We start from the raw sequence: 11,325 nt of genomic DNA, 5'->3' as shown, positions 1-11,325 counted from the left end.
ATCGCGGCGAGGACTTGAGGATAATCTCAATCGCACCCGCGCAGGTGGGAGCGCGCCTTGCGCGCGATGGGTGGTGCCGCGTCATCGCGTTGTTGGCTTTTCGCGCGCGGGGCGCGCTCCTACGGGTCAGCCGGGGCCATTCAACACCGCCAGAAAATCCTTCCCGTAACGCTTCAGCTTGTTCTCGCCGACACCACTGATCGACCCCAGTTCGTCCTCGTTTTCCGGCAGCGCCCGCAACATCGCCAGCAAAGTCGCATCATGGAAAATGACGTATGCAGGCACCCCATGCGCCTTTGCCAGTTCCGCGCGGACGCGACGCAGTTCGTTCCACAACGGCATCTCGATCTCTTCGATGCCCAGGGAGCCGCCGGCGACGGCAGGCGACGGACGCGAGTTGCGCTTGCCTTTCGACGGCCGCGCGTCCTCGCGCAGCCACACCTTGCGCTCGCTTTTCAGGACCGGTCCGCTTTCCTTCGACAAACGCAGCGTACCGAAGCCTTCGGGATCCGCTTCGACCAGGCCCGCAGCCAGCAGCTGGCGGAACACCGAGCGCCACTGCGTCGCATCCATGTCCGCGCCGATACCGAACACGCTCAGCTTGTCGTGACCGAGATCGCGTACCCGCTCACCCGCCTCGCCGCGCAGGATCTCGATCAGATGGCCGGCGCCATAACGCTGACCGCTGCGATAGATGCATGACATCGCCTTCTGCGCCGCGGTCGTGGCATCCCAGGTCCTGGGCGGCACCAGGCAGTTGTCGCAGTTGCCACAGGGCTCGGGATACACCTCGGCGAACGCCTCCAGCAGAAGCTGGCGACGGCAGCGTGTGGCCTCGGCATAACCGAGCAGCGAGTCGAGCTTGAGGCGCTCCACACGCTTGCGGTCGTCGCCCGAGTCCGACTGGGAAATCATCTGACTCATGGTCACGACGTCGCCCAGGCCGTAGATCATCCAGGCTTCCGCCGGCAGGCCGTCACGACCGGCACGGCCGGTCTCCTGGTAGTAGCCTTCCATGCTGCGCGGCAGATCGAGGTGAGCGACGAAGCGGACGTCCGGCTTGTCGATGCCCATGCCGAACGCGACGGTGGCGACCATGACGATGCCGTCTTCGCGCAGGAAGCGCTGCTGGTGGCGCTGGCGTACCTCGCCATCCAGACCGGCGTGATACGGAAGCGCGTCCACGCCCGCTTCGGCCAGCCAGGCGGCGGTCTCGTCGACCTTGCGGCGGCTGAGGCAATAGATGACACCGGCTTCGCCCCGATGGGCGTCGAGAAAATCGAGCAACTGGCGCCGTGCGTTCTGCCGTGGTGCCACGCGATAGCGGATGTTCGGCCGGTCGAAACTGGAAACGAAACGGCGCGCCTGGTGCAGGCCGAGGCGCTCGACGATTTCTTCGCGGGTGCGCTCGTCGGCCGTCGCGGTGAGCGCGATGCGCGGTACTTCCGGAAAGCGCTCGTGCAGGATCGCGAGTTCGCGGTATTCGGGACGAAAATCGTGTCCCCACTGCGAGACGCAATGGGCCTCGTCGATAGCGAACAAGGCAATGGGAATGCGATCCAGCAGGCCGAGGAAGCGCCCCGTGAGCAGCCGCTCGGGCGCGACGTACAGCATGTCGAGTTCGCCGGCGAGCAGGAGCTCCTCGATCTCGCGCTGAGTGGCGGCGTCGAGACTGGAATTCAGGTAGCGCGCCTTGACGCCGGCTTCCGTCAGCGCATCGACCTGGTCCTGCATCAGCGCGATCAGCGGTGACACCACGATGCCGGTGCCATACCGCATCAGCGCCGGAATCTGGAAGCACAGCGACTTGCCGCCGCCGGTGGGCATCAGGACAAGGGCGTCGGCGCCGCCGGCGACCTCCTCGACGATGGCCTGCTGCTGGCCGCGGAACTCGGGGTAACCGAAAACGGAGTGAAGGAGATCTAGGGCCTGGGACTGCATCCGCACATGCTAACAAACGGACGTGCCGGATCGGCCTTTACCTGCGCCTCAAGCCTCGGTAGGCCCACGCCGTTAACGGAAGAAGGTGATGTCCCCGGGTAGCGGACGGGCACCTAATGAAGCCACATCGCCCGAGGGGGAGCGCCACATGAACACTGCCATAGCCCTTTCCGCCGCCGTCGCGGTCAGCCTGTTCGCCAGCGCCCTCCCGGCCCGGGCGCAGCAAGGCGGTATCCGCTTCGAAGGCCGCGTTGTCGAACGGACATGCGGGATGCGCGCGGAACGCCCCGACTGTCCACCGGACCGCGCCGCCACCGCAACCGTCCGTGTTTTGCGTGGGATGTCCGCACTGACGTCCCTGCACGCCGACCTTCTGGACTACGCGATAAAACGCCGACCCGGGGAAACCTGGGAACTGGTCGAGGTCAGCTACCGCTGATCGCGCTCAGCCGCCCCAGATCGCACGGTCGAGGTCGTGGTCCAGACCGAACGCGCTCATGGGGACGCGGCCGTCCTTCACGGTGACGCCCTCGGCCTTGAGCAGCCGGCACTGCTCGCGATAACCCCGCGTTCCCACGGGTATCCCGATGCGGCCGTCCGCGCGAAGCACGCGGTGCCAGGGTAGCTTCATCCGGTCGGGCGCATCGCCGAGCACCCGGCCGACCAGTCTGGCGCGTCCGGGATACCCGGCGCGAGCCGCGATCGCGCCATAACTGGCGACCCTCCCACGCGGAATGGCGGCGACCGTTTCGATGATCCGCGTGGCCCGGAGGGCGCGGGCCTCGTCGTCGTCGAGTTCATCGGCCATGGTCGTTTCGTGCATGTTCGGAAGAGGCGTTGAGCGTACCATCGGTGGTCCCCGGACAGATTCACAAGGCGACCATGCGGCACTTCGAAGCGATTCGCTCCCATGTCGGCGGCATCCACAAGCTCCGCCACAACGAGCCATACCTGATCAGCTTCGACCTGGAGCTGCCCGATGGCAGGCATCAGGGCATCTATCTGGCCGAACTGGAAGACGCCGAGGGCCAGCGCTTCCTGCGGCTGTCCACGCCGATCGGACCACTCTCGGGCGTCGATGCGCGCCGCTGCCTTCGCTTCAACTGGGAGCAGCGCACGGGCTATCTGGCGGAGGCGGATCTCGACGGATCGCCCTACCTGCACCTCTGCGAGAACCGTCCCTACGACTACCTGGACGAGCGCGAGCTGGCGCGGATCGTCGAGGAACTGGGCGCCACGGGCGACCAGCTCGAGCAGGTGGTGAACGGCGAGGCGGACGCCCTCTAAGAGGGCGCCCTGCGGGCGATCAGTCCGGCACGCGAATCAGAAAAACAAGCGGCCGAGCTTCACCAGGGCGTACCCCAGCGCCGCCGTGATCGGCAACGTCAGGATCCACGCCCATACCATCCGTTCGACGACCGACCAGCGGATGGCGTTGAACCGCTTGGCCGCGCCCACGCCCATGATCGAGGCGGACACGTTGTGCGTCGTGGAGACCGGCACGCCCAGCATCGACGCCGTGAGAATGACCGCCGCCGAACTGCCTTCGGCGGCGAAACCATTGATCGGGTGCAGCTTGACCATCTTGTGGCCCAGCGTCTTGATGATGCGCCAGCCACCGCCGGCGGTGCCGCCCGCCATCGTCAGCGCGCAGACCACCTTCACCCAGACCGGGATCGGAAAGCCGCCGGGGGCCGCCGGATCGTGCGGAATACGCAGGAAGTGCAACAGCGCCGGCAGATGATCGAACTGCCCCGCCGCCGTGGCACCGGCCAGGGCCAGGGCGATGATGCCCATGCTCTTCTGGGCGTCGTTCATACCATGAGACAGACCCATGGCGCTGGCCGAGAGAATCTGCGCCTTACCGAAGAAGCTGTTCACGAACGGGGTGCGACCAAAACGATGCAGCGGTCCCTTCTGGCGGGAGAAGAACCCAAGCAACGCATAGAGGGCGCCCATCAGCAGGAAGCCAATGACGAAGCCGAGGAAGGGCGACACGATCATCGGCACGATGACCTTGGGGACCACGCCCTTGCCCAGCCACCAGTGCTCCCCACCCTGCCACCAGATGATCGAATGAAGGTTGCCGTCGGACGCGGCCAGCGCGGCGCCGCACAGTCCGCCGACCAGCGCGTGACTCGAACTGGACGGCAGGCCGAGCCACCAGGTGATGAGGTTCCAGATGGTCGCTCCGAGCAGCGCGCTGATCAGCAGGTGCGAACCGACGTCGACCACGCCGGTGTCCACCAGGCCCGAGGCGATCGTCGCCGCCACGGCGGTGCCCCACAGGGCGCCCGCGAGGTTGGTGACGGCCGCCAGCAGCACGGCCTGGCCGGGCGTCAGCACCTTGGTCGCCACCACGGTGGCGATGGAGTTCGCCGTGTCGTGGAAGCCGTTGATATAGGTGAACGCGAGGGCGATCAGGACGACCGCGATAACCATGCTCATGGGGCGGCCGCCGTCAGGAGTTCTTGAGCACGATGGAGTAGACGACGTTGCCGACGTCGCGGCACTTGTCCACCGCTTTCTCCACCAGCTCGAACAGGTCCTTGGCGAGAATCGCCTTAAGCGGATCCGAGCCTTCGGCGTACAGCGTGCGGTAGGGATCCAGCAGCAGGCGGTCGGCCTCGGATTCCAGCGCCTGGAGCTGGTCGCGAAGCTTCTTCACCGGGTCGATCTTCAGGCCATGACGCAGTTGCCCGATCATCTGGACGACCACCTCGGCCGAGCGCTCGAGCAGGGCGGCGCGCTGAGCGAAGTCGATGCCATGGAGGCGTTCGGCGACGATGACATAGCGTTCGGCGAACTTCTCGATGGTCTTGGGAATCTTGTACAGCGCCGAGTTGAGCGCCTCGATGTCTTCCCGGTCCAGCGCGGTGACGAAGGTGTTGACCAGTTCCTCGCCGATCTGCCCGTGGAGGGCCTTCTCGCGGGCGCGCGCCGTGCTGAAAGCGGCCATGACCGGCGTGCGGTCGGTCTTGGTGACCAGTTCGTGCATGGCGCGGGCGCTTTCGCGCGCCGCCTCCGCACTGGCTTCGAGCAGACCGTAGAACTTGTCGCCCTTACCGAAGATCGTCTGGAGAGAAAACATGGCGTCGCCTGGGGGAACTGGGGGTTTGTGACGCTAATGTTACCGGAGGGCGGGATCGTGTGCTCCTCCTCCCCGGCTACACCGCTCAGATGGCTTCTACCGGTGCCCTGCACAGGCTGGTCTGCTATATAAGCCTCGATGCCCACCGAACTTCTGCTCGTCCTCGTCCTCTCCCTGGCCAACGCGTTCTTCGCCTTGTCGGAGATGTCGGTTGTCGCGTCGCGTAAAAGCCGGCTCAAGGCCATGGCCCGGGAAAGCCGCCGCGCCCGCGTGGCGCTGCAACTGGCTGAATCGCCGGAGCGCTTCCTGTCGACGGTGCAGGTCGGCATGACCCTGATCATCCTCGTCACAGGCGCGATCGCGGGCGATCAGCTGGGCGAGCACTTCACCGCCCTCCTGCATGGCGGTGGCCCGGCCTGGCTGGAGCCTTACGCTCGCGCGGCCGGCTGGCTGCTCGGCTTCATCTATATGTCGCTGGTCCAGATCGTCATCGGCGAACTGGTGCCCAAGCGCGCGGCGCTGACAGCCCCCGAGCGCATTGCCTGCCAGATCGCGGTCCCCATGCTGGTGATCTCGCGGATCACATTGCCGATGGTCTGGCTGCTCAACCACCTGTCGAGCGGCATCCTGCACGTGCTGCGACTGAACCGGGCCGGCGGCCATTCGGCGGCGACCGAAGAGGAAATCCGCCTGCTGGTCGCCGAAAGCGCCGAGCAAGGGATCCTCGACAGCGACGAACGCAACATGGTCAACCGCGTTCTGCGCCTGGGCGACCGCACGGTGGGCTCGGTCATGACCCCGCGCATGAAGATCGCCTGGCTCGACATCGCGGCGCCCCGGGAGGAGAACCTCGAGGTCCTGCGCGAGTCGCAGTTCTCGCGCTACCCGGTCTACCGGAACGACGAAACCGACGTCGTCGGCACGGTCGAAGTGAAGACGCTGATCGGCTCGTTCGAGCGCGGCGACTTCGACCTGTTCGCCCATATCGCCCGGCCGCTCTTCGTCCCGGGCACCGCCCGCGCACTGGACCTGCTCGAAGCCTTCCGCGATGCGGACACGGAGCTGGCGCTGGCCGTGGACGAGTACGGCGACATCGAAGGCATGGTGACCCTCAACGATCTGCTGACGGCCGTGGTTGGTGCCACCGCGCCCGCCGCGGACGACACCGAGCACGAGGGCCCGATCGTTCGCCGTGACGACGGCAGCTGGCTAATCGACGGCGGTCTGCCCGCCGACGACCTGCGCGACCTGCTGCAGATCGACCGGCTGCCCAACGAGGAAGAGCACGATTTCCGCACCGTGGCGGGCATGATCACCACCCAGTTCGGGCGCATCCCGCACGCCGGCGAGTCATTCACCTGGCAGGGCAACCGCTTCGAAGTCGTCGACATGGACGGGGCAAGGATCGACAAGGTGCTGGTCAGCACGGCAAGCAGCGAAGAGTCCGTCGTCGACGCGCCATGACCGCTGCCGAGCCCCGCAAGGCGACCTGTTTTAGCCGTCGCGCTTGTGTGCGATACCGGCCATGCGCTGCGCGTCGGCCAGAATCCCGTGAAGAATGCGCAGTTCCCGCAACTCGGGACGGGCGCGCAGGAACAGCTTGCGCAGTTTCAGCATGATCGTGGTCGGGGAACGCCCCTTGTGGAACTCGATATCGTCGAGCATCTCACCCAAATGCGTGAAGAACCGCTCGAGCTGCTCGGCGTCGGCGGGAATCTCGTCCGGATCGGGCTCGGCCTGCGTCACGACCGGCTGTTCGTCGGCGAGCAGGGCCGTGCGCAGCTCATAAGCGACCACCTGCACCGCCTGCGACAGATTCAGCGAACTGAAGTCGTCGACACTAGGGATGCGGACCATCGCATGGCACCGAGCGAGCTCGTCATTCTCCAGTCCCGTGCGCTCGTTGCCGAACACCAGGGCCACCTGTTCGCCGCGGCGGGCGGCGGCGATCGCCTGGGCGGCGCCTTCGCGCGGGTCCAGTTCCGGAAGATTGACCCCGCGGCGACGCGCCGACAGGCCCAGAGAAAAGGTGGCGCCGGCCAGGCCGGCCACCAGATCGTCATGGATCGCGGCCTGGCCGAGCACGTCGTCGGCACCCGCGGCCAGGGCCGTGGCTTCCGGATCGGGGAACCGGTGGGGGGCGACCAGGGTTAGGCGGTCGAAACCCATGGTGCGCATGGCGCGCGCGGCCGAGCCGATGTTGCCCGAGTGCGAGGTGCGGACAAGGACGAAACGGAGGCGGTCGTGGAGCTCGGAGAGGGCCATGGGCGACGGGCGTGCTGGATGGAGGACCGGAAAGTCTACAACGGCAACGACTTGGGCATAGGGCGAGCCGGTGTTAAACTCACCGACCGACGCGGCCCGACCGCGATCTCCCGTTCTTTTGACAAGTCGATCCCCATGCCAAGACCCGCCGTCAACGTCGCGGCGCGCGCCGCGCGCTCCGCAGGAAACATCATCCTGCGTTACATGAATCGCATCGAGGGCCTCGCGGTCGTCGAAAAGCAACGGATGGACTTCGCGTCCGAGGTCGACCGCCTCGCCGAAGCCGAGATCGTGAAGGAACTTCGCCGCGCCTACCCCACTCACGCCATTCTCGGCGAGGAGTCGGGGCAGATCGGCAAGGGGCCGCTTGTCTGGGTCATCGATCCGCTCGACGGCACCCACAATTACCTGCGTGGCATCCCCCACTTCTGCGTGTCCATCGCGCTGGTGGAAAAGGGCGAGCCGGTCTACGGCGTGGTCTTCGATCCGCTGCGCGATGAGCTGTTCACCGCGAGCAAGGGCGACGGCGCCTACCTCAACGACCGCCGCATCCGTGTCGGCAAGCGCGAAGGTCTCGCCGGTTCGCTGCTCGCCACGGGGTATCCCTACCGCGCGCGCAACCATCTCGAGGCGCAGCTGGCCATGACCGGCGAACTCCTCAAGGAAGCCGAAGACATCCGCCGGATGGGCTCGGCCGCGCTGGATCTGGCCTACGTCGCCGCGGGCCGTCTGGATGGCTTCTTCGAGCCGTCGCTCAACGTATGGGACATCGCCGCGGGTGCTCTGCTCGTGCGCGAGGCCGGTGGCGTCTACGGCGACTTCGGCGGCAAGGAAGGCCTCCCGGAGAGCGGCAACATCATCGCCGGCAACCACAAGGTGGCTGCCGCCATGACCGACGTGATCAAGGCTAACGCTACCGCGCGACTGCTCGGGGTTTAACGCCCCACGCGGCGAAACCCTACAAGCGGCGAGGCCTTCCCCTCGCCGCTGCTTCACCAAGCCTGACAGACGCTCAGACTCCACCGTCTTACCTTGTCGTCGCGAACGGGACGTTCGCAGCCGCCCACGACGCACAAGGAAACGTACCGTGCAAACCATACTCCCTGGCCGCATCGCGGCCGCGCTCGCCATTACCACGGCCTCCATGCGCAACCTTCTCACGCGTGTGCCTTTGCAGGCAGCCGCGCTATGCCTGGCCTTCACCAGCAGTGGCGCTTACGCGGAAACACCACGAATCATGGTGATCACCTCGGATCCACAGTACCCCTGGACACCGGCCACCGATGCCGGCGAACACTCCGACCTCGCCGACAAGGCACTCGCCGAGGCGCTCATACGCGAACAGTACGAAAGCATCGCGGCTTTCCGGCGCAACTATCCGGGGCAGCACATTCCGGTGATCGTCAACGGCGACCTGACGTCCCAGGCCGCTCCAGGTGAGCAGGAGAAGATCCACGACCTTCTCGGTGTGCTGGGCGACGAAGTCTACTATGGGCTCGGCAACCACGATTATCAGAACAACCTCACCAACTTCGTGTGCTCGGCTCTGACGCACTGCGCGATCGACGCCCTCGACAATCTCGCGCAGCACGTTCATCGCCACCGACAGAAAGGACGCGTGACCGATTTCGACTACGCGGCGTTCGCGGGCGGCCTGTTCACGGGTCTACGCAAGCAAGGGAGCTGGTCGTACGCGTTCACGCCGGACGGCTGGGAGCAGGTGCTCAACCTGCAACTCAACAATTCGCCGGACTATGCCGCGACGATCAACTGGGGGGCCGGGTCGGCGAGCTATCGCTACGAGGTGACACCGAGCACGCCATGGCTTACGCAACACCTCCCGAGATGGAGCACGCCGGGTGCTTACGACTTCCTGCTGGTGCACGTGCACAAGCCCGACGAGTTCGCGTCCGGCTTTCGCGCGCCCACGCCCTTACAGGCGATGCTGGCGACCCATCGTGTCGCCGCGGTGTTTGCGGGTCATTACCACGGGCGCATGGGCTATTACAGCGGCGGCTTTGGCGCGCCTCCCGTGTTTCTCAGCGGATCGGCATCGCAGCGTACCTATCTCATCGTGGAGCACTGGCCGGAGTCGAAGAAGCTGAGGGTGTACGGCGTTCGCGACAACGATCCGGCGAAACGCGAGTTGATCCGCGAGATCGACGTCTAGTCGTTCTTCAGAAGGTTACGCAGGAACGGCACCGTCACGCGTCGCTGTGCGGCGAGTGACGCGCGATCCAGGGTATCGAGCAGATCGAGCAAGGTACCCAGGTCGCGCGCGTGATGCGCGAACAACCAGTCCAGGACGACGTCGTCCAGCTCGATGCCGCGAGCCCCGGCCTGCTCGCGCAGCACGACCCGGCGCTCCATGTCGCCCAGTGGCTTCAGCAGAGCCTGGGTCAGCGAGCCCAGTCGCGAACGAAGATCCGGCAGCGCGATGTCGAGCGACACGGGCGCACCCAGTGCCGAGAACAACAGCGTCGCGCCCTCCGCGCGGTAGCGGTTGAACGTATCGAACAGCGCGTGCTCCGCGTCCGCCTCACCAGCGACCGAGTCGATGTCATCGATCGCCAGCACGTCGCTGCCAGCCATGCCGCGAATGGCGTCCGCACGCGACCCGCGCAAGCCCGCCAGCGGCAGGTATTGCGCCGTACGCCCGGCATCGATCGCCGCCTGGCAGGCGGCGATCAGAAGATGCGTACGGCCGCTTCCCAACGGACCGGCCATGAAGACCCACGGCGCCGATGCATCCACGGCCGCGGCGTGCACGGCGTCGACCGCCGCGGCGTTCTCGCCGGCGTGGAAGTGCTCGAACCGCTGGCGCCTGGGCCAGCGCAGCGCGAGGGGAAGCTGAGTGCTCATGGACCGGGATCGCGAGGCAGGATCGGGTTATCCGGGCGCGGCTTGACCTTTACGTCGACCGCCACATCCACATCGAGCTTCTGAGCTGCCGGGGTGTGCGCGGCCGGCTCCTTGTAGAGGTCGCTCTCGCGGTAACGGGCGAAGACATAGCGGAGCAACACGACGACGACGGAGGCCGCCGGCAGCGCCAGCAGCACGCCGAGGAAACCGAACAGGTGACCGCCCGCCAGCACGGCGAAGATCACCGCGACCGGATGCAGGCCGATCTTGCCACCGACCAGACGCGGCACCAGGACATAGCCCTCGAGCAACTGTCCGATGGTGAAGACGACGCCGACCAGGATCACGTGCGTCCAGTCCCCGTACTGGACCAGCGCCGCGATCAGGGCCGCGACGAAGCCGATCATGAAACCCAGGTACGGCACGAAGCTGAGCAGGCCGGCGACCATGCCGATCAGGGGACCGATCGAGATGCCGACGAGGGTCAGGCCCAGGCCGTAGAAAACGCCAAGCGCCAGCATGACCAGCAACTGGCCGCGGACGAACGCACCGAGCACCTGATCCGACTCGCGCGCCAGACGAACGACCGTCGGCTCGATGGAGCGCGGCAGCAGGCGCTGGATGTGCGCGATCATCGTGTCCCAGTCGCGCAGCAGGTAGAACGCCACGACCGGAATCAGCACGACATTGGTCAGCCAGGTGACGATGCCCATGCCCGACTGCGTGATCTTGGTCATCGCCTTGGCGGCGATGCTGCCGACCGACCCGATGTGCTCCCGTACCGTCGCCAGGAGGCGATCGGTGTCGAAGACGTTGGCGTCCAGGTGCAGGCGCACCTGAATCCACGGCAGCGCGGTGGTGCGCACCCAGTCCACGTAGCGCGGCAGGTTCTCGGACAGATTCTCGAACTGGTGCTCGATCAGCGGCACCAGCAGGAGCAGGACGCCGACGAACACCAGCGAGATGACGGTGAAGACGATGCTGACCGCCCACGAACGCCCCATACCGAGGCGCTGGAGGCGGTCGGCAAGCGGATCGCCCAGGTAAGCCAGCATCGCGGCGATGGCGAACGGCATGAGCACCGGCGCCAGCAGCCAGATCACGAAAATGATGACCGCCGAGATCGCCAGCATCTGCCAGCGGCGGGAAGTGTCGTGGGTCATCGG

At 66.2% G+C, this 11,325-nt stretch carries 12 protein-coding genes; 5 read left to right on the top strand and 7 right to left on the bottom strand.

From position 1 onward, the window contains the following. Positions 1-126: 126 nt before the first annotated feature. Entirely contained in the window at positions 127-1,941 is a 1,815-nt protein-coding gene (gene recQ, locus B5X73_RS15485) for a DNA helicase RecQ (RefSeq protein ID WP_036115609.1), read from the bottom strand. A gap of 148 nt (positions 1,942-2,089) precedes the next feature. Between recQ and B5X73_RS15480 the strand changes: the two genes are divergently transcribed. Next, entirely contained in the window at positions 2,090-2,380 is a 291-nt protein-coding gene (locus B5X73_RS15480; RefSeq protein WP_079522460.1) for a hypothetical protein, read from the top strand. A 6-nt stretch (positions 2,381-2,386) separates the two neighbouring features. Here the strand turns inward: B5X73_RS15480 and B5X73_RS15475 are convergent, their stop codons facing one another. Next, positions 2,387-2,749, bottom strand: a complete 363-nt coding sequence (locus B5X73_RS15475) for an MGMT family protein (protein WP_139382804.1) — start codon at positions 2,747-2,749, stop codon at positions 2,387-2,389. Between the two features lie 74 nt (positions 2,750-2,823). Here B5X73_RS15475 and B5X73_RS15470 point away from each other — a divergent pair, with 74 nt between their 5' ends. Beyond that, positions 2,824-3,228, top strand: coding sequence for a hypothetical protein (locus B5X73_RS15470; RefSeq protein ID WP_036118298.1), 405 nt, complete (start codon positions 2,824-2,826; stop codon positions 3,226-3,228). A gap of 36 nt (positions 3,229-3,264) precedes the next feature. Here the strand turns inward: B5X73_RS15470 and B5X73_RS15465 are convergent, their stop codons facing one another. Both B5X73_RS15465 and B5X73_RS15460 read right to left on the bottom strand, forming a co-directional pair. Then, on the bottom strand, positions 3,265-4,389 hold the full coding sequence (locus tag B5X73_RS15465; RefSeq protein ID WP_036115614.1) for an inorganic phosphate transporter: 1,125 nt from the start codon (positions 4,387-4,389) through the stop codon (positions 3,265-3,267). A 13-nt stretch (positions 4,390-4,402) separates the two neighbouring features. Beyond that, positions 4,403-5,032 carry a DUF47 domain-containing protein gene (locus B5X73_RS15460; RefSeq protein ID WP_036115617.1) on the bottom strand — a complete coding sequence of 210 codons (630 nt, stop codon included), beginning with the start codon at positions 5,030-5,032 and terminating at the stop codon, positions 4,403-4,405. A gap of 138 nt (positions 5,033-5,170) precedes the next feature. On the opposite strand from B5X73_RS15460, the gene B5X73_RS15455 reads away from it, so the two are divergent. After that, positions 5,171-6,496, top strand: coding sequence for a hemolysin family protein (locus tag B5X73_RS15455; protein WP_079522458.1), 1,326 nt, complete (start codon positions 5,171-5,173; stop codon positions 6,494-6,496). Positions 6,497-6,526: 30 nt separating this feature from the next. Here the strand turns inward: B5X73_RS15455 and B5X73_RS15450 are convergent, their stop codons facing one another. Beyond that, the gene (locus B5X73_RS15450) at positions 6,527-7,297 is read right to left on the bottom strand and encodes an RNA methyltransferase (protein WP_079522457.1); all 771 of its coding nucleotides are present in this window, start codon (positions 7,295-7,297) and stop codon (positions 6,527-6,529) included. 135 nt (positions 7,298-7,432) lie between these two features. Here B5X73_RS15450 and B5X73_RS15445 point away from each other — a divergent pair, with 135 nt between their 5' ends. After that, a complete protein-coding gene (locus B5X73_RS15445) occupies positions 7,433-8,236 on the top strand; it encodes an inositol monophosphatase family protein (RefSeq protein ID WP_036118304.1) in 804 nt (267 codons plus the stop codon). Between the two features lie 148 nt (positions 8,237-8,384). Further along, a complete protein-coding gene (locus tag B5X73_RS15440) occupies positions 8,385-9,467 on the top strand; it encodes a metallophosphoesterase (RefSeq protein ID WP_079522456.1) in 1,083 nt (360 codons plus the stop codon). Here B5X73_RS15440 and hda read toward each other — a convergent pair. Together hda and B5X73_RS15430 are read right to left on the bottom strand one after the other, a co-directional pair. Further along, complete coding sequence (hda, locus tag B5X73_RS15435; RefSeq protein WP_079522455.1) at positions 9,464-10,159, bottom strand: DnaA regulatory inactivator Hda; 696 nt, start codon at positions 10,157-10,159, stop codon at positions 9,464-9,466. The two genes, B5X73_RS15440 and hda, sit on opposite strands and share 4 nt — an antisense overlap. Beyond that, positions 10,156-11,322 (bottom strand): AI-2E family transporter, encoded by a 1,167-nt coding sequence (locus B5X73_RS15430; RefSeq protein ID WP_079522454.1) that lies wholly within the window; start codon positions 11,320-11,322, stop codon positions 10,156-10,158. Before B5X73_RS15430 ends, hda begins: the two co-directional genes overlap by 4 nt. Positions 11,323-11,325: the final 3 nt, after the last annotated feature.

Origin of the sequence: Luteibacter sp. 22Crub2.1 (genome assembly GCF_900167995.1) — a bacterium.
In the GTDB taxonomy this organism is placed as follows: domain Bacteria; phylum Pseudomonadota; class Gammaproteobacteria; order Xanthomonadales; family Rhodanobacteraceae; genus Luteibacter; species Luteibacter mycovicinus.
The sequence above is the reverse complement of the archived record's forward strand: the minus strand, read 5'-3'. Positions and strand labels throughout refer to the sequence as shown.